Genomic DNA, 25260 nt, shown 5'->3' with positions numbered 1-25260 from the left:
TCTGTAGGATTATTCGACAAATCGATATTTTCGTTCGCCCATACGACCCCAACCATCGAATACAAACTCACCACTGGGCGCAGTAAATGGATCTACTTCGGCATCCACATCGTGATTGTGGGCGTCGTGAACCAGTTCATACTCTTCAAAAGTAAGGTCATATCGATCATCCAGTTGTTCCTCAATGTTGAGCTGTGAGATTTCGTCTTTCCACCCCTCACGAATACGTTCTGAGTGAATTTCAGCTTGAGCGCCACTACCGTATGATCCAACAAGCATTGTTTCTCCGACAGGGTCGATACCGCGGTCTACAGCGTTGAGAAGTGCACTTGTTCGGGCGATGTGGACTGATCCAGTGTACCAGTTACCTACCTGACGAGAGATACGAAGGGTTGGGCTGATCTGGTCATCATACCAGTTCTGGTATTGTTCTGTCTCGGAAAGTGCATCAGTGTATGCTCGGATTGCTTCTTGATACTCATCATTATCATCAAAATTGTCAGGATGTGGTTGTGGGCCAATCTCGTCTGTGATTTCTTCTTCGATATCTGTCCCACGAATTGTGTTTCGGTATGCAAGGACTGCTGCTTTCCGAACCATACCGGGATACGGAGTATGGAAAGGACCATATATAAAGTCATCTGGATGGATGTCACCAGCAGCCTTTTTGTAGTCTTCAAGAGCTTCTCGCATACGAGCAAGATAAACCTGAACAGAACGCTTTCCGTCAACACTTGGGAACTGCTGGTTTGGCTTCAAGAAGTCAGTTTCGTCAGCACTACCAATGCCGTATTCGGCAGACAATTCAACAAGGTTTGGCTCTTCACTAATGAGCATCGCTACAGCTCCTGCTCCCTGTGTTGCCTCTCCAGCGTCTCCACGAGCGTACAGTGCTGTATCTGTCGCGATCACAAGCGCACTGCGTCCTCGGTGTCGATCAGCGGCAATCCAATTGTATGCATCGTTAAGTGCTTGAGTACCAGCAAGACAAGCAAACTTTCGTTCTCCTTTATCAGCATGGTGAAGATCTCCTTCAAACACATCCTCTAAACAGCCAGCAACATAGGTCGAGACAGGCTTCGAGTTATCAAATGCTGACTCAGTAGCAACATCAATACGGCCAATGTCTTCAAGATCAATGTTTTTCCGATCAAGAAGCCGGTAGGCAGCATTGGCTCCCATCGTAACAATATCTTCGTATGTATCCGGCAGGGAACTTGATGTAAGGCCAAGTCCCTTGGTGTACTTTTCTGGGTCATCACCCTTGACTGGAGCAAATGTTTCTGGGAGGTCAAGTTTGAGATTCCCAGACCAGAGTTCAACGGCGTCGATTCCAACAGCTGTCATGTCTAATAACAACAACAACTACGTATATGGGTCTGTCGATACCTAATTCGTCATTCGTCGATAACGGTATCTAAAGTATCTCATAACCGGTAATTCACGTATGCTAATTAATGCTTACCATTATTTATTGTTAGCTCAAATGTAGATACAAGTAATATACCGGGGCTTTCAGGTGGTATTTCACCAGACGAGCTAGGTGTAAAGATTAGTTACTCAACATAATTCCACAATAATGACAGATCCTGAGCAAGAATATCAGCAAAAAGATGTAGAAAATGCGTTGAGCGTCGACTCAGTACCCGAGAGGCGATCATCTCCCGTTGGGAAGCCAGTTATTCGAGGAAACAAAGAGATTGTTGGCGAAGATGCTGAAGACGCAATTGCATTTGATCCAGATGACCCAGAAGCAGTTGAACAAGCAGTCGTAACAATTCAGAGATTTACTAGTGGAGAAAACGATCAACACAATCCATTGGATGTGCTTCGGTGTGCAGCGGCCTGTGCAACGCTGGTACGGAGTGCAGGGTCATACAAAGCAGCAGCGGAAAAAGCAGGTAAGGAGGTAACAGTCCCGTTTATTCGGAAGTGGTCACGAGTACACGACTTGCCCCGAGCAATTCGGATACAAGTGGCAAAAGGAAACTTAGCACCAACAGCAGCAAAGCATATTGCACGTGTAAATGGTGAACTTCGATATGACCTGACTTGGGCAGCACTAGAAAACAACCTCTCTGTTCGAGAGATTCGAAAGATTGCAAGTAAATTAAATGAATCAGGGGAAACAGAAACCGTATTCAAAGAACACGGAATTGATCTCGGGAAAATTAATCTTGATTTGCCTCGAGATCTGTATCGGGAGATACGACGGGAAGCTGTATACAAAGAAACATCTATTGATCAGATTGTTATCAAAAAACTGCGAGAAACGACGGCGAATCAGAGGTAGTCTTCTTGAACGCTGATGGTATTTGGAAAGTGTTTAGTGGCGGCCAGTCCTACCAAAATTTAGGAAGTCAGGGCCGGTAGCTCAGTTAGGCAGAGCGTCTGGCTTTTAACCAGATGGACGGGGGTTCAAATCCCTCCCGGCCCGCTTTTTACACATCAAGTTCTTCTGGAATGTCGAGTTCCGCATGATGGGCATCACAAACACGTTTAGCAACCCACTTACCGTTGAACTCGAGTTCAATTTCATATACTGCCGAATGAGAACATGTTGGCCAGTCACAATCTGTAACCAGTTCAGGCTGACAGACCTTTAGAATGGACCCCTCGCTCCATTCAGGACGTGAATCTGAATCACTCATATCTATTCAATAACACGCAGCCGCATTTGTTTATTGTCGTTTGGTATTTGGATTGAGTATCAAAAAGAGCTAACACTTTGATATCCAGAGGCTAAGGCTTATCACTTGCCTACTGGAATCTAGTATAAATGACTGAGCGTGAGTCCCTTGTTCCGACTGGTGTTGAGGTGTTGGATCAACTTCTCCGTGGGGGCTTGCCGGAGCAGCGTAGCACCCTTGTCACTGGTGCTCCAGGAACCGGCAAGTCGACACTTGGGATGCAATTTCTGCAGACAGGAGTAGAGCATGGTGAGTCCGGACTATATATTTCAACAGAACAAACGATAGAAGAATTACAAGATTCGTTTGATTCCTTTGAGTTTGATCTGGAGCACTCGGATTTGTATATTACATCGATCCATGCGACACCAGGTCAGACAATCGAATCGGATGAGGCGCTAACGCTACAGACACTCGACGAAGAAGAGGGAGATTCTCCTTTAGGCGAATATGGAATTCCATTTACGCCCGAGTATATCAAACGTCACTTACGTGAGTTTGCTCCAGTTGATCGGGTTGTGTTTGACAGTACATCTGGGTTAGAGATTATTGCTGATGATCGTAATCATTATCGTCGGGTGTTGCTTGATTTGATTCGATTTTTCTCAGATGAATTGGAAGCGACAACAGTATTTACAGCAGAACGAACATCAGGCGAGGAATCTGGGTCAAACGTCCTTGAGTTCACGACACATGGCGTAATTAAGCTATCATATGGTCAAGTGAACAAAGATCGGCATCGCTTCCTTGAGATAACAAAAATGCGGGGTGTGAGTCACGATCAACGTCGGGTTGAGCTTGAATTTTGCAAAGACGGTATACAGTTAGCACCAAAGCGGCGATCGCAACCACCACAGCTCAAAAATCATAGACACCAACCAATTGGAATTGAAGGGCTCGACAGTTTAACAGGCGGTGGACTAGTCACTGGAGCAGGCGTGTTACTTCAACATGACGGGCAGAAAAACCTGAGTGCGATGTTAATGCAATTGCTGTCACATGCGATGGAGAATGGTCGGCAGGTTATGCTTGTTCCAACGATTGGGTTGCGAGAAAAGTATCTTCGTACAGTATTCCAACGAGACCTTGACTGGGAACTGGATACATTACTTGACTCAAATCGATTAGCGGTTGTTGATATTATCGGGAGTTGGGATCAAAATCAAGAGAACGTATATGGATCGCCAAGAGACATCGATGAATATACAGGATTACTGGAACAGGCAAAGGATCCAGACAGAGATGCACTGGGAATTATCAACGCCGATGCTATCGTACACACATACGGGGCTGCTGATGCGCGGAAAGCTCGGTATTCCACAGAAACAACACTGACAGAAGATGACGACTTGTTTGTTCACATCCAGAATCCTGGTGTGGTAACAGATGAAGTAGCTGCCTTCTACCACGATGCGGCAGAGCAAGTGCTGAAAACGTGGGTTGAAGATGACGGATTACAGTATGTAACATTAAAGAAGTCACCATGTGGGTTTGTCGGAACAACATCACTAATGGAGTATACACAAAGGTCTCCGTATCTTCGTGTGCAAAGTCCTCCCCGTCCCAGTGAAGGCGAATGAGAGGTAAAAATCGAAGAGATGATAAGAACGTCGTAGGAGTGTAATCGATTACTTATGGCAGAAAAGATATCATATCATATTCTCTATGCTGGTCCCGATTCATCGGTGGTAACACAAATCTTATCGCCACCGTATCGAGTGTCAAATGTCGATACGCTTTCAGAAGCAGTAACAGCGATTGATCATAACATCGATAACTTGGTGCTGAGTGACAAAGCATATGATCAAGATACTATCGATGAAATTTTAGCTGAGTGGCCAACGCTTCCGATTGTATTATACACGGATCATGTGACAGAGCAGTTGATACAAGAAGCATTGCACGGAGGTTGTCAGGATGTTGTATTCAAGAACGAACAAATAGGAGAAGATAAGGACCCGCTTCGAAAATCGATTGATCGCCTATATCGCCAGTCAATTAGCGATGTTGCTGACACCGTGCTTGATGCTTCTCGATCATTGACTATGGCAACACCAGAAGAGCTTGGTGGGAAAATAGAGTGGAGCCTTCAGTCAATTGGAACACGGATCGATGCAGACCACTGTGTAGTCTATGATTATGTTGGAACAGACTTATTACCGACACATCACTGGCAGCGAGCAAACCAAGCACCGGTAGAAACGGTGAGTGAGGAAAATTTACCAGGATTTAAGACGGTAGTACAGCGGTTCAAGGCTGTCGTGGTTGACGGACCAGTGACTAATCAATCAATGGGAATTAGTTTACTGCGCAATGAGACAGAAGCCATTACTGCTGATCAGCAAACACAGGAATACCTCGATACGTATAACCTCAATTCAATGTTAGCTGTTCCAATTGTTGTTGATTGGAAACTTGAGGGAGTTCTCGTTGTTGGGCGTTCTGATACGTGGCATTGGCCCGCTAAGGTTCGGAGACAACTACGAGTGTTTGGAGAGTTAATTGGATACGCACAGCAAAAGGCAGAGCAAAGAAAAGAATTAGAAGCCAAAAACAACCGGCTTGAGCGGTTTTCGTCAGTGATTGCACACGATTTGCGTAACCCACTAAATGTGATTGAGGGCTACGCTGATCTAATAGAAGAAACCAGGAATGTCGATCACATCAAGGATATTAACGAGGCAACCAATCGGATGGAGGTAATGCTTAATGAATTGCTTGAGCTAGCTCGGGGGGGCGAGGAAATAACAGATACAGAAGTAGTACAAATCGAAGAAGTTGCTACAGACGCTTGGGAAAGTGTAGATACAAAACAAGCAGTATTAGAGACAGAAGACATTGGAACTGTAAGAGCTGATCGCACCCGACTGCAGCAAGTCTTTGAAAATCTCTATCGGAACGCAATCGAGCATGTAGGGGCAGACGTCACAATTCAGGTGGAAAAGACCAATTCTGGCTTTGCTATTGAAGATAATGGACCTGGGATCGCAGAAGAGAAACAAGAGACAGTGTTTGATGAAGGGTATACTGGTGCAGGAGGAACAGGACTTGGATTAGCAATTGTAAAGACCGTTATTGAAGCACACGGATGGACTATTGAGGTCACAGACGGGGCAAATCTCGGCGGTGCACGTTTCGTGATTGAAACTGAACAGCTAAACTAATGCTCGTCAAAAGCGCTAAATTTGCTGATTTCATTATATAACTTTTGTATATAAGTCTCATCGCTAAGGAGCGGACTATTGCTGTATCGGGCAAGAAGGTGCGGTAGCCAACAAGATATATAATTAACATTCTAAGCAACAGTACCACGGTATGACCTCTTACACCATAATGAACATCTATGAACGTTCATTATGATCCGTTAACTTTATACATTAACCAAGTAATCTATAATGTACGATGCGAGAAACACGGCCCGAGCCGGTTGTTCCAGATATCACAACTGACTGCACACCGACTCCGACTGAAATAGCGGTACGCTCAGATGGGGGACAGGCACGCACAATTCCGTCGAAGCTCTCGGACGCACCTCTCGTACCAGATTATTCATAAACTCAGCTTAGCGGTCTGATTCTTTTCTAGGTAGAACATTAGAACAATACAAGAGTCAGATGTAAATTTGTGATAGAGTCTATCCTACAGTTGGAACACATCAGCGTTACCAGTGGTAATAACGCCGTACTCAGCTTCAGCAACAGAATCAGGGGCTTCTGCTGAACGGGAGTCAAGGGATGCTTTAATTGCATCACGAACGCAGATACGTGTCGCTTGTCCGACACTCGTGCTACTTCCAGCAAATGGTTCTTTGCTACCACGTTGATCAGTACCAACAATAATAGCGTCAGTTGTTGTACCGGGAAACCCGGTTAAGTGTAGCAATGTAGTAGCTTTTGCTTCAGCAATGACAGACAATAATGTTGTCATTCCGGCATCCGTTAGCGGCTGGTCCGAACAGACAATAATGTTTACTGTTCCTTGATGAGATGGCTGCGATGAAACGGATGTACCTTCTGATGTAGTCATTGATAACGCAGCTGGATTCGACATGCCAGCGGTAACAAATACCGTAATTGGATCAGAGCGTGCACCCCGGAGATGTGAAAGGTTAACTCCAGTAAGCAGTGCTGGGCCAGCGGTTGAAAAGCTATGCGCATGCTGTTGCTCGGAGATATACGAATCAAGATCAGTTCGATCCCACCCTTCTGGAACGGAGATATTGTACGCTGCGCCCGCATCAGAGAATCCTCCATTCCATCCCGTTGAAAGCCATCTCGCATTGGAGTTGGAAACCTGAAAAACTGAGCCACGGCGAGTCCACTCAAACATTACTACCGATGAGTACGATAGGAAGAGCCAAGAACAGTACTATTTCGATATTATAATCGCGTTGAGTCGCTATGATTCAACGTTCTCAATTGTTGTTTCGAGATCATCTAATTGAACGAGTCCATTAAATTGCTCTACGGGAGTCTCATCGTCAAGAACAACGACAGTTGGCAACGCTTGAATTTGGTATCGGCGCTTTAGATCAGTATTGCCTGGTTCCTCAACATCAATATCTCGGACGTTGACATCATCTCGCTTAGTGGACAATTCGTCAAGGATCTGATCTTGTTGTTTGCAGGGATCACACCATTCAGCACCGAATTTAATGATTTCGACCATATGCAGAATACATTAGATAGGTATGTGCGCGATGGTTATAGTGTTGGTCTAAGAAGAGGCCGGGGTGAACCGAATGGCTCCTGCTGACGATATTATTGAAGTTGATCAGGCTATGCCGCTGTAAGAACACAGATTTCATTGTTGAGGGCTTATTGGCGAACATCGACAGCACTCTCAATTATGCAGTGATCTGCGTTGAGAACTGTGGTTGGATAATCAGATACTGAGTGAACTCATCCCCGGGGCAATCGCCTTGGCCGCCTGTACACGAATTTTACGATTGAAGAACATGGACAAAGAAATTTATCAGGAGATCACACCGAAGATACAGCTGAACCAAAGAAACAGACGGAATTCCCACAAACTATATGCGCGTCAGATTGAACATTGATGCATGATGCTCATTCTAGCAGTAACCCTCTCTGCGGTGGTATTTGCTATGTTGGCTGCACTTGGGGTCGCTGCTCATGCTCGTCGTAACGACAAAGAGAACGCAGATGCGATTACACGAAAAGCACTCGTCTTCGCTGGGACGATGACTGGGATATTTGTCTTTTCGATGCTCGGGTTCGGTGTGTATGAAACATCCACAAATCTTCCCCACGACGAATATTCATTCTTTGTTATTACCGTCTTCATAGTGTTATTGTTCAGTGCTGCTCTGTACGTTCTATTTACCCGAAGAGATCAGGTAGTCAACTCCCTGAACGATTAGACGAGTACAAGCTAACAGGTCAACTTCTTTCTAGCTAAGGCGCGGGTTGACAATCCCTGAGATGGGCGTTTATTTATGGAAAGTCAAACCAAGGTGAATAGAACACAACCATTGTCACTGCTACAGACACGACAGAAATCTCTCACAGTAACAGATACACGATCAGTTTCGTGAAGAGATAGTAATATGTTACCACTGTAATTATCACGATTGATAACACCCGTCACTATGAATATAGATAGCACAGAGATACACATATGATCGATTTATCAATCTTCGGGAGTATTCCGGGGGACACCGACGCTAATGTTCAAGGAACAAATCAAACGAAGACCTCAGTATCAGAGACAGCGTCACCAGAAGATGATCAGTCTATATCAGGAGGTGTCTGGCAGGCTGCCTTGGAAGAGATGATCAGTCCAGTTATCATAATCGATGAAAACGCAGAGATAATTTTGTTCAATGATGCAATGGAGGATCTTATTGGAATATCAGAAAAAGAGGCAAAGCAGATGGAATTATGGGAGATGGTACGAACAGATGAGACACATGATTCGAAAACAACAGCACTTGAGAAGGTCTTGGAAACAGAGGAGCCTATCCGAGGCTTAGAAACAAAATTGCTAACACATAGAGACGAGCTTTTGCAGGTCATTGTCTCAAATGCACCCATATATGATAGAAATGACAAGTTGCGCGGGGCTGTTGCCGCGTTTCAAGATGTGACAGAACTCCGGGAAAAAGAGCAGCAACTTGAGCAAACACAACAAGCAGTCGCAAACCGAATTGGCGAGTTAGCAACGCAGCAAGAAACAACAGCACAGGCAGTAACCAAGACAATGGACGATCTTCGGGAAACCGCTGCTGAACAGGAAGCACGAGCCAAGGAACTTGAAGATGAACTGCAAGAGTTCAGTGCAAACATGGAACAGGTAGCAGCCAGTGCAGAGGAAGTAGCAACATTAGCCCAACAGGCAGAATCAACAATTACAGCAGGAGTTGAGTCAGGAAAAACGGCCCAGGAGACAATGGAAGAGACAGTCGCTTTGACAGAAAACCTCAGTGCCCAGACAAAGGACCTAAAAACGGAAATGCAGGCAATAAGTGAGGTCGTCGAGGTAATTGAAGATATTGCAGATCAAACCAATCTTCTATCATTGAACGCAAACATCGAAGCAGCAAGAGCTGGGGCAGATGGAAGCGGATTCGAAGTTGTTGCCAACGAAATCAAAGAACTAGCCGATGAGACTAAAGAATACACAGGAAAAATCGATGAGAATATCTCAGCATTGCAGACGCAGATTGATGAAACGGTCAACGCTGCTGAACAGACAACGGCAGAAGTGGAAGTAACTGAAGACGAAGTAACACAAGCACTCGATGCACTCAAAGAGATTGCAGAGACAATTGACGAAGCAGCAACTGGGATTACAGAAATTGCGGAGGCAAACGATGAACAGACAATGGCGGTTGAGGAGATTGGAGCAATGGCAGACGAGTTTGTTGAACACTCAGCGAGTGTTCGATCAGCAGCAGAAGAAACGAGCGACGCAATGGAGGAAATGTTTGACCTTGTGCAAAAACTGGAACAAGAGGTCAACGAATTAGCAAGTAACAAATCCAACGAGTAGACGGGAGACGAATGTTGAGAGATAGAGATAGCTGTAAAATGTATTACAATCAACTTGCGAAGATATTCATCCTCTGTTTGGCGATTTAGCGGGCTACAACAAGATATGATGGAAATACCGCAACAATATGACTTTTGCAGTTGTAGCACATATACAATATACTCAAATGACACTTGTTAGCAATGCATTTGGTACCCAGCAGGTTGTAGAATACGAGAATCGAGATGAATGGGCAGATGCTCTTGATATCTCAGTAGCAGAGCTTCGAGAGGTAATGGATCAAGAGTTAGAACAAACAATCTTGGATCGATTGCGGGATACAATTCCCGACGAGAAGCCCTCTCCAGTGTCATCAATTGACCAGCTAAGCGATGAATACCTACTGGCAGAGTTGGACACGTTAGATACAAAAGAAGGGATGATTCTGAAGGTACTGAACAACCGGGAAGAAGTCTATGTCCACAGCATGACGCATGGCGTGATCCTCGAAGTTACAACCTCGGCCGCCAATGCAGAGTTACAGTCTGACCTACAGGAGTTACGGCAAGCCATTGGGGACACACACCAAACATTACAACAGACCGAAGAAGACGCTGAGATCGAAACAGCACTTCAGAGTATTGAGCGCGCAGATGACTACGCACATCAAATTGAAAGTAAGTTGGGATTAGAAGTACTGACACAATCAGTTACTAAACAACCGCCACAGAGTGAGGAAAACCTCTCAGGAAAGCAAATTGTTATCGAGGGTAACGACGCAGAAAGCCAAGCCGAAGAGAGCGATGGTAAAGTCAACGTTGAGAAGCCATCAGAGCAGGATTGACAAATAAAAACCCAAGTTTGTGATAGAACGCAAGAGAAGTGCACGATAAAGTGGTTGAGAAACACTTCGTTCAATCACAAACATTGACGTATCTCAGTCACAAACTGTCATATAACTATGGAGGACCAGCCACAATCAGGTGAGCTTTTTGGCATTCCGTACAACTTCGAACGACCGAGCCTTCGCCGTATGCTTTCCTCATACTGGCAGCCAGATGAGGGCATGCTGGTAGAGAAGCCATTCGGAATTGGATACACACTAAATCTTGCTAATTGGCGGTCCTGGATTGTGCTAGCAGTCGCAGCAGCACTAATCTGGCACGACCAGACCAAACGGGATGGACAGGCAGACTCCGAGGAGCCAGTTGAAGTTGTAGTTGGCGAAGACGACGAACAGGCGGCATGATCACATTCGTAACTGGAAACGAAGGAAAAGTTGAGGAGGCGGAAGCATACCTTGATGAGCCAGTCAAGCAGGTCGCGTTTGATTACACGGAGATACAGGCAGATACAATTGAGAGTGTCGCAGTGCACGGGGCTCGTGAAGCTGCGCAGGAAATCGGAACACCATTGATGGTCGATGACTCCGGCTTGTATATCAACGCATTCGATGGGTTCCCAGGTCCGTATTCAGCATACGTTGAGAATAAACTCGGTATCGAACGAGTACATCAATTGACCAAAGACGAATCGTCAGCTAAAGCTTCGTTTAGAAGCGTTATCGCGTACGCAACAGATAATTCGGCAGGGTCGGTCAAACGGTACGACGGTACAGTACATGATGATGACGATCCAACAGTAGTTACATTCACTGGTAGAGTTGATGGAAGAATTGTTCCACCACGAGGTGATGGTGGCTTTGGCTACGACCCAATTTTTGAACATGGCGAGAAAACATTCGCCGAGTTGACAGCAGAAGAGAAAAACGCTATTTCACACCGTGGCCGTGCATTAGGAAAACTCGCTGACTGGCTTGAAGAGACTCAATAGTCGGCGGGCTACATTGATGTGTGGTCCAGTGTTGTGAGTATGTATATTGTCTCAGAATCAAAAATTTGTGAATGTAGGACTGACTGCGATAATATTTGAGATAAACTGTCATTGATATTCACATCAATTCGGGAACCGGATGGCGATTTCTTGCGTGTGTCTGACGGGGCTTTATACCATCGAAAGCAACATATGGCAAATGGGCGCGTACCGGATGACAACACGCGCCTCGCACCGCTATCTCCCGCAACCCCCCTTATTTTAATCTCTCCCCTTCCGTTTTTGTGACCTGTTGTAGACAGGATTATGTGTATGCTGGAAGTCCCACTGGCAATCCAATAACCTATTATCTAGGACAAATACAATCAAGATATGCGATCACGCGAGGAAATCGAACAACGGATCAACGAACTTGAAAAACGCTACGATGAAAATGACCCGCCGTCATCTCCGGTAGCCGATGAACTGGAAATTGAACTACTTAGAGCAATGGCAGAGTTGGAGTGGGTCATCGAAGAGCGGGAAGCACCTGAGGAGCTCCCATCAGAATAGTAATAGACAGGCTGAACTGTGAGCATCGAATCTAAAAGGCTCCAAGGAATTGACTTATTTGCTGAGGGATCACTTCCGTTGACCATTAGATAAAAAACCAGCAGTCTAGAAGAATCATCTGAGAAACGGAAGGACCGTGTGATGGTAATTGTATACTCTTTGAGCTCCACGGCTTCAGCCGTGGGGCTTCGCCTCGGACTTTCTATAATCAACTGAGCTACCTCAAGAATGTGATCAGCACTGGAATTTATACCAATCCAAAGATAAGAATGTGAATAGTTTTCAATAACCATGCAAAGTACCGTTCTACAGAAATTGCTGACAGAGTCAGCGTTGTTTGATTTGCTTGCAGTTGTCGATGATATGGTATATTTGATCAGAAACAAACATGGTTGATAGGTCATCCAAAAAGCAAGATGTGCAATCAGCGGACACAGCGAAGCAACAAAAACGCACCGACGAAGATTGTCCCTGTTGCCGTGTCTGTGAGTGCTATCGTGACGAGAAGAAAGATGATGAAGAGACATCCACTGGTGAAGGATCTAAGCACGAGCATGAACATGGGACAATGGTTGATCACTCCGGACATGAGGAGATGTTTCGACGTCGATTCTTTGTCTGTCTCATCCTCTCAATTCCAGTACTGTACTATAGCCCAATGCTACAGAGCTGGTTTGGATACACTGCAATTGCGTTTCCTGGTAGTGAGTTTATTGGTGCAATTCTTGGCGTGATCGTATTTGCGTATGGAGGGGTTCCATTCCTTCGGATGGGGGCGGTTGAAGCGCGGAACCGTGAGCCTGGGATGATGCTGTTGATATCACTGGCAATTACTGTTGCATTTGTTTACAGTGGGGCTGCGGTCGTATTCGACATTGGTGAGCCGTTTTTCTGGGAACTGGTGACACTGATTGTAATCTTTCTTTTAGGACACTGGATCGAAATGCGCAGTGTTCGACGAGCATCGGGTGCACTGGACGAATTAGCTGAGTTAATGCCTGATACTGCTGAACGCATTATCGAAGGTGGTGAGACAGAAACAGTACCAGTGTCAGATTTGACCAATGATGATCTTGTACTTGTGCGACCAGGGACAAATATCCCTGCAGATGGGATTGTCGAGGAAGGAGACTCCAGTGTCAACGAATCGATGATCACGGGCGAGTCTCGTCCAGTGGATAAAGAACCGGGCGATGAGGTTATTGGAGGTACCACAAATGGGGACGGGAGTCTACGGATTCGCGTGACTGCAACTGGTGATGAAACAACGCTTTCTAGTATTATGCGGTTGGTGGATGAAGCACAGCAGAGCAAATCCCGTACGCAGGTACTCGCTGATAGAGCTGCTGGGTGGTTATTTTACGCGGCCATTGGAGTTGCTGTGATTACTGCCATCGCTTGGACAATTGCAGTTGGATTTGGGTTGTCCGTCGTTGAACGGGTTGTTACGGTTCTTGTCATCGCGTGTCCACATGCACTTGGCCTTGCAGTTCCGCTGGTTGTTGCGATCAACACAACGTTGGCTGCCAACAATGGCATGCTTATTCGGGATCGGATTGCCATGGAAGAAGCTCGGCACCTTGATACAATTGTGTTTGATAAAACGGGGACACTCACAAAAGGCGAACAAGGCGTTGTCGAAATAAAACCAACAGCAGATCGGGATAAAGATGAGATCATTTCACTAATGGCAGCCGTGGAAGGCGATTCGGAGCATATGATCGCAGAAGCGATTCAAAATGCTGCCGAAGAAAGAGACTTGATTGTCCCCGATGCTCATGATTTTGAAGCGCTAAAAGGACGTGGTGTTCGTGCAAACGTGGAGTTAGGATCTAAATCTGATGTCAACGGTGGACAGAGCCAAACTACAGTGCATGTCGGAGGGCCGAACTTACTCCGACATCTCGAAATTGATCTGACTGAAGAGCTGATAACGTTCAGCGAAAGTGCCGGAGAGCGGGGACAAAGCGTTGTCTACCTGATTCAAGATGAAAAGCCGATAGGAGCAGTGGCATTAGCAGATGTTATTCGTGAGGAAAGTTATGAAGCGATCAGCGCACTGCAAGAGATGGGAATCGAAGTTGCGATGCTGACCGGGGACAGCAAAGATGTTGCACAGGCCGTAGCGGAAGAGCTTGGAATAGATCAGTACTTCGCAGAGGTACTACCTGATGACAAAGACAAAAAGATCATCGAGTTACAAGAGCAAGGGAAGCTCGTTGCAATGGTTGGTGATGGTGTTAATGACGCACCAGCACTGACACGGTCTGATGTTGGAATTGCTATTGGTTCTGGGACGGATGTTGCGGTTGAATCTGCTGATGTAGTACTTGTTGAAAACAATCCCCAAGATGTGGCGAAGCTCCTTCGATTGAGCAAGCGGAGTTATCGAAAAATGCAGGAGAACCTCGCATGGGCGGCTGGATATAATATATTTGCACTCCCACTTGCAGCGGGGGTTCTCGCTCCGGTCGGGTTTTTACTTTCACCAGCAATCGGAGCAATTCTGATGTCTGCGAGCACTGTTATCGTCGCGATCAACGCACAGTTGTTGCGACGGGCTGAAATCGCGACTTAGCACTAGCCTGTGAAGCCAAAAAGACATAAAGCTCTATTTTTCCGTAGAAGAGATGCCTGCTCGCTCGTTGATGTCGGCTGCCGTTTCTGATGCTATCTTAAGTAGCGCATCACGATCAGTGCGGAGTGTCTGTAAATTGCCATCGTCCATAATAAGATGTCCATCACAGATCACCGTGGTAACATCTCGGCCCGTCGCAGCATGGACAAGGGTGTGGATTGGATCTGGTGACGGAGTCAGGCCAAGTTGATCTATATCTATAAGGATGATATCTGCTCGTTTCCCCTCGACAATGGATCCGAGGTCATGGCTTCTGTCAATGGCGGCGGCAGCATCGCATGTGATCATATCTAAGGCTTCCTGTGCAGATAGTGCACCGGGATCTCTGTGGTATCCTCGATGTCCTGCAACAAGTGCACCAATATCTTTGAGCAAATCAATTGTATCGTTGAGAATTGAATTATCCGTGCCGACGCTAACCGTAACGTCTTGGCGAAACATTGTAGCCGTAGGTGCAAAGCCTGTCGCAAGTCGCATGTTTGCCTGGTAGTTGTGCGCAACTGCTGTCTGGGTTTCTGCAAGAATTCGGATATCCTTTTGATCGGTTTGAACACAATGGCCTAAGAGCGCTCTAGGACCAAGATATCCGACATTCCGAAGATACTCAATGCTTGATAAGGTCGAATCTGGATGTGGTGGAGCGGTTGCTTCCGCAACATGGGCTGTAGTCATAACATCGTATTGTTCGGCTAGCTCATACGCACCACGTAGTGCATCTGGAGTGACTGTCGCCAAGGTAACCGGTGCTGGCCAGATTGATTGTAGGTGTGTGGGATCGTGATGATCCTGGATGAGTTGCTCAGTTTTCTCAAGAACGGAATTGGTGTCAACCTGTAGTGCGTCTGGACCGGGATGGATAGAATCTGGTGGCCGCTGACGAATTTCATCAAATGTTGCCCGGTCAACAGCAGCATCGCGGATTCCTGCACCATATATTGTCCGGATGCCCATGTCAGCGTACACATCGAGTTTTTCTTTAGTACATTGAAGATGGTCCCAATCCAGAGCGGTATCGTTTTCAACAAACGTTGTGATTCCTCCGCTGATTGCTTCAGCACAATACAATTCTGCCGCCAGCCCGTGTTCATCGGGCGTCATCGCTAGTACGCCCGGTTGTTTGATATTAAATAACCAATCTAAGAGACTTCGGTCAGTGTTCACACTGTTTCTGAGTAAGATATCTGAAACGTGAACATGAGCATTGATCAGGCCAGGTAAAACGATCTGACCGTCGGCATTGATTGTTCGTTCTGGATCGGTCTCTTTCACTAACGTTGAGGTTGAACCAACTCCCGTAATGGTCCCGTTATTGATCGAGACAGCTCCGTCGTGAATTATATCACGAGTTTCATTTTGGGTAATTACCGTCCCACTGTGAACGAGGATGTCAGTCATGAGTTATTCCGCAGGTACAAAGTACGGCAACGAATATAATTCCTCCCCTACTCAACCCACGGTATATAAAACACGGAAAGAGAAGTATATGCTTCCGGTGACAGGTGTCGTCACCGGAACAAGGCTCTAGCCCCGTCCCCCTCTTTCGTCGTTTGTCGTCGTTTGCTAGAACATACATACAACTAACCGTACGACACTAACATAACCGCACTAACATGATCTAGTTACTTCCGTGAGAGATTAACCCTTCTCAGGGGTGGAATTTGCCCCGGGGACATGTTCATCCGGTGACGACACTTGTCCCCGGACTGGATTGGTTGTCTGTTGGGGATGATTCTCCGGGAATCTCTGCATCATCCGGGATAATGATGCGTCGCTCTTTGTAGGTCAATCCGTCTGTTCGACGCGTCTTTTTCTTAACCTGAATCCGATTCCGAGTCAGCATATGCATCACGTCGATAATACGCGAGACCAGTTTCTTCGCGTATTCTTGACTCACGTCTGAACGTTCTCGAATAATCCACATCTTCAAATCCGACGCGGAAACATATTCACGGACGTTTTTACACCCCTGTTTCCACGGACTATGCCGATTACCCCGAGAAGCCCACAGTTCCGCTGCCAATTCTTCAGCATCTGAATTTGTCGTTCGGTTAAATGTGTCCTCATCCATCCGGTTTAATTTCTGAATCGGTAGTAGATCCTCGTATGGAAGGGCATCAGGGCCGTTTGCTTCGATATCATCTGGGAGGTCTTTGGCTTTGTAGAAGACTTCACCGTCTCGCTTGACTGTCTTTAATTGGTCAGGCCCGTCTGGCAGCAAATCCGGCATGACATGGTCTTTTCGGAGCTTGCTTCCCTTTTGCAGTTCTTTGCTGTGCAGTTCACAGAGCATGTCTCGGTATTGGTCGATCCACTCTGTGACCCAACCTTCTTGCTTGGATTCAAGGTCAATGATTGTCGAATTGAGCTCATCAACTTCTCCATTCGTTTCTTCAAGTTCATCGCGGAGCTCGTCGTTTTCTTCGCGTAATTCCTCGTTTGCTTCTTTCAGCTCAGCAATCTCGTCTTTCAGCGAGTCAATCTGTGCGTCTTTGGCCTGAAGTTGATCAGATAGCTTGATCACTTGTGACTCAAGGGAGTCAACTCGTGAGACGAGATCACTCATCACAACCACCTCGAATTCCCGAAAAATTTGGCTGCTGTGCTGGGTTGATGGCGATGGTATATGCTAGCGATACACCTGTTCGTGCGAGACATTGATAATCTCGTAGCGAATTGCTTTGCATGGCTTCCGTACCAGGTCTACGGGAGCCGTCGCAGGTCGGTGCGACGACACCGGCCTGCAACTTTTCACTAATTCTGACCCGCTGTCAGAAACAAGTGTCTCCCGATAATCCCATATCACTTAGCCGAGACTATAAAACCACAGGAAAGCGTCTTGTTTTTCTCTCTGATTCAAATAGGTCTGAGATTGTGTATACCGATGCTAAGACAGAGAAGCCGTCGAAATTAACTTCTACAGGCTACGTCTCCTGTCCTCAAGGAGCGACTAGGGCGGTGAGTAGACAGGGCTAGTTCACTAGCTAATCCAGCTGGTGTAACTGGAACTATTACATTTCTGTTGGCCGTAATTGCTATTGGTTTCTCCGGAATTCCAAGACGTGATAGAGAGTTTGCAGTCGAATAGACAACCGGAACCATCCCGGACAGGTATTAATAGTGCAGTCAGTAAATCCACAGGATTCGCCTAGTATCAATTTAGTCTGTCGAATCTTACAGTACGTGCATTATTGTATTCATAGCTTGTTCAAAGCACTTAGTGGTTTATAACCAGCAGTATTAATACCAGAAATTTGTATAACTCAGAGTAAGAGATAAGTTTTCTCAGTCCAACCAGCGGTCATGCAACACGATACTGATCGGATCCTTTCGACACATGTTGGTAGTCTTCCCCGCACTGAAGAACTTCTACCATTCTTTGAAGCACGCGAAGCTGGCAGAAAGATTGACCAAGCGGCATTTGATGAGGCTGTCCAAAGTGCAACAGAATCTGTCGTTCGTCGGCAGCATGAGGTGGGGATTGATGTGGCAAGCCATGGTGAGCAACAGCGGACATCGTTTGTGACATACGCTGTTGATCGGCTCAGTGGCTTTAACGGAGAGGTGCCTGCGGTACAATGGGCAGATCTCGAAGATTATCCTGAGTATGCAACACAGGTTCCAACGTTCAGCAAATGGTCTGATCCGAATGCGACGATTCCAGCAGCAACTGATTCGATTGAGTATCGGGGAGAAGAAAAGACTCAGCAGGAGCTTACACGATTTACAAAGGCAATTGAAACGACAAGCGCAGAATTTGAGGGCAGATTTGTCACCGCAGCATCTCCCGGAGCTATTGCCTCTTACATTGGTAATAAATATTATGATAGTCACAAAGAATATGTCGCCGCTGTTGCAGATGCAATGCAGATTGAATATGAACTGATTGCTGAATCAGGAGCAATTCTACAAATTGATTCCCCAGACCTACTCGGCGGTCGCCATCTAAAATTCAAGAACTATTCCGATGCTGAATTCCTTGAAATTGCTCGTTTGCATATTGATGCGCTTAATGATGCGCTCACAAACGTTCCATCTGAGCAGGTTCGGATGCATACCTGTTGGGGGAATTACGAAGGTCCGCATCATCATGATATTGCACTGGAGCAAGTGCTTCCCGAGCTTTATGAAGCCGATATTGGCGGATTACTAATCGAGCAGGCAAACCCATGCCATCAAGCTGATTATACTCTGTTTGAGGAACATGGACTTCCAGATGGCTGGGTGCTTGTTCCTGGTGTGATCGATGTCAATGTCAACCATATCGAGCCACCAGCGGTTATCGCGGATCGAGTTGAGAGAATTGCCAATGCACTTGGTGACCCCGGGCCAGTTCATGCTGGAGCAGACTGTGGACTCGGGACCTTTGCTGGATTTGGGGCCGTGCATCCAGAGATTGCTTGGGAAAAGCTCAGAGCACTAGCAGAGGGCGCAACTCTTGCCACAGAACGATTGTACTAACCATTAGCTTTTCCGCACGGCCAATCACCGGTCGTGACTTTCCAGATGAAAGACCAGTCGCTAATCCAGATGCTAATCGGACACAAATGATTGCGTTTCTCTCAGGCATGACGTCACTCTGTGAAATTTCAGCAAGAAAGGCTCGCTCGCGACCACTTACACAGGCAAAGTTCTTGTCGAATCATCTCTCTCAGATACGTACGTCATATTGGAAGATTATGCAGTGAAAACTGTGTCAGAGTGATAATCATGCTGCATAAATAGCATAATTAAGGATAGCCGCAAACGATACCCAGAGCAGATATGGAATTAGCAGAATACTTGCTGTTTGTTGCACGCGTGCAAATGCAGCAATTGATCCAACAATAGCAATCCACAGTACACCAATGACAACAAGTCCCAGTCCGGGCCGTTGAAGACCAAAGAAGGCAGGCGTCCAAAGCAAATTAAGAAGAAACTGGACTGCAAAAATTGTAACAGCAGTTGTTCGTTGTCTACTGGACGAGGTGTCCCAAACAAGAAATAAGGCAACGCCCATTAAGCTAAAAAGTACTGTCCAAGCGACTGGAAAGAGCCATTCTGGTGGGAAGAACCACGGTTGATCAATCCAACCTGTATCCGTTCCGAAGAATACGGCTGGTAATGCACCGAGAATGTTTATTCCAAGAACAAAACCACCTAACTGAAGCCACTTTTGCCTTGATATTTTCATAGTATCTCTAAATATGAGTAGAGGGGTTCATTGAACGCTGTTGGATTGTCGTGGTTCGCAAGATGGCCTGCGTCAGGTATCGTTTTATACCTGCTGTTGGGATGGGCTCTGTTCCACATTCGCCAGACGATCTACTAATGACCTATTTTGGGCAAATAAAAGACAAGCCAGAAGAGTTTGATTTCTTCATTAGAACAGTTGTTTCGGGTCCAATTGTAAGTGCCAATTCAGCATGTATGATTGACACAAGTGCTATCGATGTTGACTTCGATCAAGATGAAGACTAAAGAACGGTTTGTGGGAGTTGGAATGAATGATCCCGTAATGAATAACGTCACAGTGACCGTTAACGGGATTAAACCGACTGGGGGTGATGCCTACGGCGAAGCTTTTGCTGAACTTGCCGGAACTTGTGTCGGGTTGGTAGCGATCGACCTGGACACTTAGACCGCCTAATAGGTGGCATATTGGTAGTGAATTTATTAATTCGAATGACTATTTTCCAATATGGATATCATCGGTATGGCGGGGAAGATATTTGGAAGCCTAATCGGTGCCCTATTGTTGGTCGTGATTCTATCGTATCTTTTCCCTTTGATCCCTGAAGACGGGCCTTTTGCAATCCGGTCTTTGATTGTCGACATTGCCCCATTTGTAATCGGAAGTGTGGTCGTTGGAGTCGGTGCCGTGGGCTTATGGCTACTGAATGATTCGGGGGAATTCTAATATGCGCGTGGTCGGTGCTGTGATTGCTATACTGGTTGTGGCTATTATCGCATTAGTGGGGATCCAAATCATAGGTGCCATTCCACCCGTCGATGGCCCCCTTTCCGATACCGCCGAACAACTACGGGTCAACACTGCTTCGGCATTAGTGCTGGCTGTCGGCGGTGTTGGGATTGCAGCTTTAATTATCGGCGTCTTGCGGGGAATGGGTTAACCACATTCACTATTCACGCCCACAATATCGTTCGATGATGGCGGCGGTCGATCGTCCCCTGTATAACCCGTTAGAAACGCCCCACGCGTTCGCACATACCCCGGAAGGTCGTTGTATCGGGCAACTACCCACGAACCGATAGCAGGGGACGCGCGGAAGCGTGTCGCCGTCTTTGTCGCCGTCAGGATCGTCGGTCGTTAGTTCCGGCGACCCATCGAAAAACGCCTTTCCTGTCGCCCAATACAAGGCGGGTTTCCATAGGTCGGCGTCATCGTTGACGTCACCTGACCGCCGGGTCGACGACGCTTCGTCGACGTCACCCGGTGACGTATCGGTGACCGCCGACAGGGTGCGAAGGGACTTCGCAAGGTACGACCGGGCGGTTCGCTTCCCGTCAGCGTCGGGATCGTCAGGAAGGTCGTCGGTGCGAATTACGAAGTCCCCGCCCCGCTTCAACAGCCGTCGGACGTCAACCACCCGCCCCTGTTCCCGACGTTCCCAATAGTCGGCTAACGCCGCTTGCGTCGTCACCCATGACACCCCGAAATAGACGACGTGCAAGTGCGGTAAACCCGAATCCGTGAATTCCAACACGTACAGATTCGTCGGACGAAACCCGGGGCGGGACGGCCCCGATGCCGGGTCGTATTCCAACCACGACGACAGCCGATTCTTGTTTTCAATCAGGGCTTCCGTCGCGTCGGCGATACTGTCGTGCATAGCCGGGTCGGTCGTCAGGGTGACTAACACCGCGTCGTCGTACCGACGGCTTGCACGCCGCCACGCACGCCGCCAAGACGCCCGCAAGTCCCCGACCCGACCGGGCGAATTGAACCGATTCCGAAACGGCACGCATAGGTATTCCGGGCCGTCGCCGCGTACCCGTTCGAACACGTTCCAAACGTCGGCGACCGATTCCCGTTCAATGGCCAATTCAGACAGCACACCGGTTCCGAAGCCCATATTTATTTTAATCACCGTTTAGTTTACCAGACTATGGACGCTGAGGATCTTTACATTCAAGATCTATTCACAGGAAAAGACCAGTATATCGTCCCCGTATTCCAGCGACGATATTCGTGGAAAGAAAAACACTGGGAACAGTTGTGGGATGACATTACTCTCCTACTAGATAGCCCATTAGGTGAAGAGGAGCATTTTATCGGTGCTTTCGTAACGATGTCAGGAGAAAATAGACCAGGCTCCCGACCCAAATATCTAGTAATCGACGGACAACAGCGGCTGATTACGTTTTGTCTCATCTTGTGCGCTATACGTGATAATGCGGACGAAATAACGGGAGAGATGTTATCTGAGCTTTCCGAAAAAGAATCAGATAGTTTAGAAGATCTACCTAATAAAATACAGGATGAGAACTTGGTTGACCCTTATGAAGATGGTCAAGATAAATATAGAGTGATTTCACGAACAGAAGATCGTGATGCGCTTTTCACCCTGTTTGATCGAAAAGAGCTGAATGCCGAGCTACAGGAAACATCTATTGGACAAGCTTATTCTTTCTTTTCCGATAATATTCAAGAATTAATCGAAGATAGATCTATCTTTGATCTTCATAAACTGAGACAAATTATTATAGAACAATTGCCTTTAGCTATGATCACCGCCGAAGAAGACGAAAATCCCTATACTATTTTTGAAACCTTAAACGAACGTGGGCTAGATTTACAGGAGTCAGATCTTATTCGGAATTTTGTATTTATGCAGTTAGATCTAGACAAGCAAGATGAATTCAACCAAGACTACTGGTTACCCTTCGAACAGAAATTTGAGGAAACAGAGAACCATGACAAAGAAAGTTTGACCCGTTTCTATCGTATATATTTGATGCGAAACGGAAACTATGTTAAACAAAATGGTGTTTACGATGCATTCAAAGAACGGACAGATTTAGAGCCCCATGCCTTAGCAGAACGGTTGGATTATTATAGTGATCTGTATCTGTCTATCAGACGTCCGGAGACTGAAGATGTAGATTGGCTCCAAGATGCACTTGACCGTAAGCAGTATTTGGATATTGGTACGGCTGATCCGCTGGTTTTGAACTTGCTTGATAAATGGGAGTCAGGTGAGATAACTGATGATGATTTCCGACGGGCATTCGGTGGTCTAGAGAGCTTCGCAATCCGTCGATCAATCTGTGATAGATCCACCCGGGGGTATTACCAAATATTCCCTAGTTCAATAAATTCGATCAGCGATGAAAACGTGATAGACTCTGTATTTGAGTACTTGGCTGGCAGAGGTTGGCCAGATGATGAAGAGTTTAGATCGTCTTTTGTTACCTTCGATCTGTATTCAAGGGAACCAGACAAATGTAGACTCATTTTTGAGACTTTTCAGCGTGACTATGATCACAAAGAACCGGTCAAGCTTGATGACTTACAAATTGAACATGTGATGCCCCAAACTATTGGGGATGGCAAACACGGTGAGGCATGGAAATCAATGCTGGGTGAGGAGTGGGAAGAAATCCATGATGAATGGAAACATACTCCTGGTAATCTGACGCTCACAGGCTATAATCCGGAACTCTCTAACAGAAAGTTCGATAAAAAACAGGAGTTATTCGAAGATAGCCATATAGATCTAAACGATCACTTTACCGAAGTTAATCGCTGGACAGAAATAGAAATCCGGGATCGGGGAGAAGAGCTTGCGCAGCGTTGCGCTCAGCTATGGCCAAGACCTGATGTGATATCAACGGAAGACGTACCAACAGATTTAGTTCAAGTTACCATTCTTGATGACGGAGTCCCTGTACAGGAATTTGAAAGCAAGGTTCAGAATACGGTAATGCAAAACACAGTAGAATATCTGATTGACGAATATGATTTATTAGATCGAATCTCAATACCATACATTCCAGGAACCGGTGAAGGAGATAGAGCGTTACTCAACTGGGAACCAGAACACATTGACGGTTCGGGGATGGGGGGAGAAACAGAAATAACGGAGGGACTGCACTTGTTTACTAAACTTAATTCTGAAGAGAGGAAGAGATATATGCGTGAGTTAGCAAGAAAGTGTAACGTTGTCTGTCGATTTCACGGTCAGTGGTAGACTGATTTGCCGCTGTGTAAAAGAATAGTGCCGCTATTAGTTAATTCAATATCCCGATCGGTGTTGATGTAGATCCCGGCGGCGGTGGTCCCGCTGTGCTAGTTCGTTCGATAATCTGAGCGTTCCGGCGAACATATCCCGGCATATGATCGAACCGGGCGACACCTACAAACCGATAGCGCGGGACGGGTGGAAGCGTGTCGCCGTCTTCCTTATCGGAATCATCGTGTGTTAGGGACGGTGACCCCGTGAATAGCCGGCGTTCTAGCGCCCAATAGAGAGCCACTTTCCATAGATCATCGGGCGCGTCAACTGGGTCGCCCTCCCACGGTAGGGGACTTGCGGTGTCCCCCGGACCAGCGATTTGACACGCGCCTGGCGTCACCCCGACCACTCCTTTTTACGTCGGCCATTTCCAAACCTACCAACCGACGAATACGACGGTCCCCGTGAAAACCCGCAAACGGGGGGTTATAACTGAATGTCTTTGTAGGAGATGAAGGAAAAGTTACAAGCCTGAGGCGGGAATTGAACCCGCGGTCTCGTCCTTACCAAGGACGCGCTTTACCGCTAAGCTACCCAGGCACCGTCCATTTCCAAGTAGACAGGCAACCGTCTTTATTCGTTTCGATTCATCGGTGCGAATCAATCATCCGATAGGTCTTCTGCTGGCGTTCCCATGCTGCCAGCAATTGGCCGTTCATGGAAGGCCGTGATCAGTTGCTCGGCAGGGGGAAACTGTGCGCCAAAGCGGTTACTAAGGCTTGTAGCACGATCAAGGAACTTTGAGTCGGCGCCATCCGTATCCGCCGTTCCAGCGATCACTGCCAGTTCAAGAACGTCTGCCTCGAGGTCACCATCCGGATGCTTTGGTGGTGTCCCTCGGGGCTGAGTACGGCCAAAGTGTTGAATGGTTTCAACAGCCTTGTCTGCAGCAGGTGTGTGTGAAAGCAATGCAAATCCACGAGATACCATGACATCAGCTGCCAGAATTTCAAGGTCGCCTTCTTTCCGAGATTCGGGATTTTCCCATGGTTGCCGTCGAGCAAGATCACGAGTCAGTCGAAGGCCTTCATAAATTAGCTGAACACCCGCAGCACGCGTTTCACTTGTTGATTGTAATTGGTAATCCTCCTCAGATGGTGCACAAGAGAGCGTAAGCGCCCCGGGAGCCATTAACCCATTCTCAAGTAGGTCAATAATGTGCTGACGAAGACGTGAGGGTTCAACGTCATCCACGGCATCTAAGGCAGCGTGCCGCGTTTTAGCGGCTTCATTCATCAATAATTAATATAGGACTGTAGTAGCAAAGACCTTTGGAAACGGCATGGACTTCCTCAAAATTACTATGTACGTGTCAATA

26 protein-coding genes and 2 tRNA genes are annotated in these 25260 nt (G+C 46.7%); 17 read left to right on the top strand and 11 right to left on the bottom strand.

Annotated features, from left to right (window positions below; translation table 11 throughout):
• Positions 1 to 9: 9 nt before the first annotated feature.
• The gene (hmgB, locus tag K0C01_RS07410) at positions 10 to 1347 is read right to left on the bottom strand and encodes a hydroxymethylglutaryl-CoA synthase (protein ID WP_221169081.1); all 1338 of its coding nucleotides are present in this window, start codon (positions 1345 to 1347) and stop codon (positions 10 to 12) included.
• 232 nt (positions 1348 to 1579) lie between these two features.
• On the opposite strand from hmgB, the gene K0C01_RS07405 reads away from it, so the two are divergent.
• Both K0C01_RS07405 and K0C01_RS07400 read left to right on the top strand, forming a co-directional pair.
• Positions 1580 to 2293, top strand: coding sequence for a DUF7119 family protein (locus K0C01_RS07405; protein ID WP_221169080.1), 714 nt, complete (start codon positions 1580 to 1582; stop codon positions 2291 to 2293).
• Between the two features lie 70 nt (positions 2294 to 2363).
• A tRNA-Lys gene (locus K0C01_RS07400) sits at positions 2364 to 2437 on the top strand.
• Between the two features lie 4 nt (positions 2438 to 2441).
• Here K0C01_RS07400 and K0C01_RS07395 read toward each other — a convergent pair.
• Positions 2442 to 2651, bottom strand: a complete 210-nt coding sequence (locus tag K0C01_RS07395; RefSeq protein WP_221169079.1) for a hypothetical protein — start codon at positions 2649 to 2651, stop codon at positions 2442 to 2444.
• A 128-nt stretch (positions 2652 to 2779) separates the two neighbouring features.
• Between K0C01_RS07395 and K0C01_RS07390 the strand changes: the two genes are divergently transcribed.
• From K0C01_RS07390 to K0C01_RS07380, 3 genes are all read left to right on the top strand, one after another.
• A complete protein-coding gene (locus K0C01_RS07390) occupies positions 2780 to 4270 on the top strand; it encodes a DUF7125 family protein (protein WP_221169078.1) in 1491 nt (496 codons plus the stop codon).
• A gap of 54 nt (positions 4271 to 4324) precedes the next feature.
• Positions 4325 to 5854: a sensor histidine kinase gene (locus K0C01_RS07385; RefSeq protein WP_221169077.1), complete on the top strand. Its 1530-nt coding sequence runs from the start codon at positions 4325 to 4327 to the stop codon at positions 5852 to 5854.
• 238 nt (positions 5855 to 6092) lie between these two features.
• Complete coding sequence (locus tag K0C01_RS07380) at positions 6093 to 6245, top strand: hypothetical protein (RefSeq protein ID WP_221169076.1); 153 nt, start codon at positions 6093 to 6095, stop codon at positions 6243 to 6245.
• A gap of 84 nt (positions 6246 to 6329) precedes the next feature.
• Here the strand turns inward: K0C01_RS07380 and K0C01_RS07375 are convergent, their stop codons facing one another.
• Positions 6330 to 7019, bottom strand: a complete 690-nt coding sequence (locus K0C01_RS07375) for an adenosylcobinamide amidohydrolase (RefSeq protein WP_221169075.1) — start codon at positions 7017 to 7019, stop codon at positions 6330 to 6332.
• A gap of 69 nt (positions 7020 to 7088) precedes the next feature.
• The gene (locus K0C01_RS07370; RefSeq protein ID WP_221169074.1) at positions 7089 to 7358 is read right to left on the bottom strand and encodes a thioredoxin family protein; all 270 of its coding nucleotides are present in this window, start codon (positions 7356 to 7358) and stop codon (positions 7089 to 7091) included.
• 394 nt (positions 7359 to 7752) lie between these two features.
• Here K0C01_RS07370 and K0C01_RS07365 point away from each other — a divergent pair, with 394 nt between their 5' ends.
• From K0C01_RS07365 to K0C01_RS07335, 7 genes are all read left to right on the top strand, one after another.
• Positions 7753 to 8073: a hypothetical protein gene (locus K0C01_RS07365; protein WP_221169073.1), complete on the top strand. Its 321-nt coding sequence runs from the start codon at positions 7753 to 7755 to the stop codon at positions 8071 to 8073.
• Between the two features lie 257 nt (positions 8074 to 8330).
• Positions 8331 to 9704, top strand: coding sequence for a methyl-accepting chemotaxis protein (locus tag K0C01_RS07360; RefSeq protein WP_221169072.1), 1374 nt, complete (start codon positions 8331 to 8333; stop codon positions 9702 to 9704).
• A 127-nt stretch (positions 9705 to 9831) separates the two neighbouring features.
• Positions 9832 to 10527 carry a hypothetical protein gene (locus K0C01_RS07355; protein ID WP_221169071.1) on the top strand — a complete coding sequence of 232 codons (696 nt, stop codon included), beginning with the start codon at positions 9832 to 9834 and terminating at the stop codon, positions 10525 to 10527.
• A 117-nt stretch (positions 10528 to 10644) separates the two neighbouring features.
• Positions 10645 to 10932: a DUF5808 domain-containing protein gene (locus tag K0C01_RS07350; RefSeq protein WP_221169070.1), complete on the top strand. Its 288-nt coding sequence runs from the start codon at positions 10645 to 10647 to the stop codon at positions 10930 to 10932.
• A complete protein-coding gene (gene rdgB, locus K0C01_RS07345) occupies positions 10929 to 11516 on the top strand; it encodes an RdgB/HAM1 family non-canonical purine NTP pyrophosphatase (RefSeq protein WP_221169069.1) in 588 nt (195 codons plus the stop codon). The genes K0C01_RS07350 and rdgB overlap by 4 nt, the downstream gene beginning before the upstream one ends.
• A gap of 372 nt (positions 11517 to 11888) precedes the next feature.
• Positions 11889 to 12068: a hypothetical protein gene (locus K0C01_RS07340; RefSeq protein ID WP_221169068.1), complete on the top strand. Its 180-nt coding sequence runs from the start codon at positions 11889 to 11891 to the stop codon at positions 12066 to 12068.
• Between the two features lie 388 nt (positions 12069 to 12456).
• Positions 12457 to 14646 (top strand): heavy metal translocating P-type ATPase, encoded by a 2190-nt coding sequence (locus K0C01_RS07335; protein WP_221169067.1) that lies wholly within the window; start codon positions 12457 to 12459, stop codon positions 14644 to 14646.
• A 33-nt stretch (positions 14647 to 14679) separates the two neighbouring features.
• Here the strand turns inward: K0C01_RS07335 and K0C01_RS07330 are convergent, their stop codons facing one another.
• Both K0C01_RS07330 and K0C01_RS07325 read right to left on the bottom strand, forming a co-directional pair.
• Positions 14680 to 16101, bottom strand: coding sequence for an amidohydrolase family protein (locus K0C01_RS07330; RefSeq protein WP_221169066.1), 1422 nt, complete (start codon positions 16099 to 16101; stop codon positions 14680 to 14682).
• A gap of 280 nt (positions 16102 to 16381) precedes the next feature.
• The gene (locus tag K0C01_RS07325; RefSeq protein WP_221169065.1) at positions 16382 to 17269 is read right to left on the bottom strand and encodes a coiled-coil domain-containing protein; all 888 of its coding nucleotides are present in this window, start codon (positions 17267 to 17269) and stop codon (positions 16382 to 16384) included.
• A 737-nt stretch (positions 17270 to 18006) separates the two neighbouring features.
• Here K0C01_RS07325 and K0C01_RS07320 point away from each other — a divergent pair.
• The gene (locus tag K0C01_RS07320; protein ID WP_221169064.1) at positions 18007 to 19164 is read left to right on the top strand and encodes a cobalamin-independent methionine synthase II family protein; all 1158 of its coding nucleotides are present in this window, start codon (positions 18007 to 18009) and stop codon (positions 19162 to 19164) included.
• Positions 19165 to 19411: 247 nt separating this feature from the next.
• On the opposite strand, the gene K0C01_RS07315 is transcribed toward K0C01_RS07320, so the two are convergent.
• Positions 19412 to 19876 (bottom strand): TspO/MBR family protein, encoded by a 465-nt coding sequence (locus K0C01_RS07315; RefSeq protein WP_221169063.1) that lies wholly within the window; start codon positions 19874 to 19876, stop codon positions 19412 to 19414.
• Positions 19877 to 20013: 137 nt separating this feature from the next.
• Here K0C01_RS07315 and K0C01_RS07310 point away from each other — a divergent pair, with 137 nt between their 5' ends.
• From K0C01_RS07310 to K0C01_RS07305, 3 genes are all read left to right on the top strand, one after another.
• On the top strand, positions 20014 to 20163 hold the full coding sequence (locus K0C01_RS07310) for a hypothetical protein (RefSeq protein ID WP_221169062.1): 150 nt from the start codon (positions 20014 to 20016) through the stop codon (positions 20161 to 20163).
• A gap of 37 nt (positions 20164 to 20200) precedes the next feature.
• Complete coding sequence (locus K0C01_RS12805) at positions 20201 to 20323, top strand: hypothetical protein (protein ID WP_255568236.1); 123 nt, start codon at positions 20201 to 20203, stop codon at positions 20321 to 20323.
• A gap of 280 nt (positions 20324 to 20603) precedes the next feature.
• Entirely contained in the window at positions 20604 to 20816 is a 213-nt protein-coding gene (locus K0C01_RS07305) for a hypothetical protein (protein ID WP_221169061.1), read from the top strand.
• Between the two features lie 9 nt (positions 20817 to 20825).
• Here the strand turns inward: K0C01_RS07305 and K0C01_RS07300 are convergent, their stop codons facing one another.
• The gene (locus K0C01_RS07300; RefSeq protein WP_221169060.1) at positions 20826 to 21779 is read right to left on the bottom strand and encodes a DUF8148 domain-containing protein; all 954 of its coding nucleotides are present in this window, start codon (positions 21777 to 21779) and stop codon (positions 20826 to 20828) included.
• A 33-nt stretch (positions 21780 to 21812) separates the two neighbouring features.
• Here K0C01_RS07300 and K0C01_RS07295 point away from each other — a divergent pair, with 33 nt between their 5' ends.
• On the top strand, positions 21813 to 23897 hold the full coding sequence (locus K0C01_RS07295) for a DUF262 domain-containing protein (RefSeq protein WP_221169059.1): 2085 nt from the start codon (positions 21813 to 21815) through the stop codon (positions 23895 to 23897).
• Between the two features lie 40 nt (positions 23898 to 23937).
• On the opposite strand, the gene K0C01_RS07290 is transcribed toward K0C01_RS07295, so the two are convergent.
• The 3 genes from K0C01_RS07290 to K0C01_RS07280 form a co-directional block, all read right to left on the bottom strand.
• The gene (locus tag K0C01_RS07290) at positions 23938 to 24291 is read right to left on the bottom strand and encodes a hypothetical protein (protein ID WP_221169058.1); all 354 of its coding nucleotides are present in this window, start codon (positions 24289 to 24291) and stop codon (positions 23938 to 23940) included.
• A 119-nt stretch (positions 24292 to 24410) separates the two neighbouring features.
• Positions 24411 to 24482 (bottom strand) — tRNA-Thr (locus K0C01_RS07285).
• Positions 24483 to 24542: 60 nt separating this feature from the next.
• Positions 24543 to 25178, bottom strand: coding sequence for a DUF7114 family protein (locus K0C01_RS07280; RefSeq protein WP_221169057.1), 636 nt, complete (start codon positions 25176 to 25178; stop codon positions 24543 to 24545).
• Between the last annotated feature and the right edge of the window lie 82 nt (positions 25179 to 25260).

This window comes from Salinarchaeum sp. IM2453, from assembly GCF_019693215.1.
GTDB lineage: Archaea > Halobacteriota > Halobacteria > Halobacteriales > Salinarchaeaceae > IM2453.
This window is presented reverse-complemented; position numbering and strand designations above follow the sequence as displayed.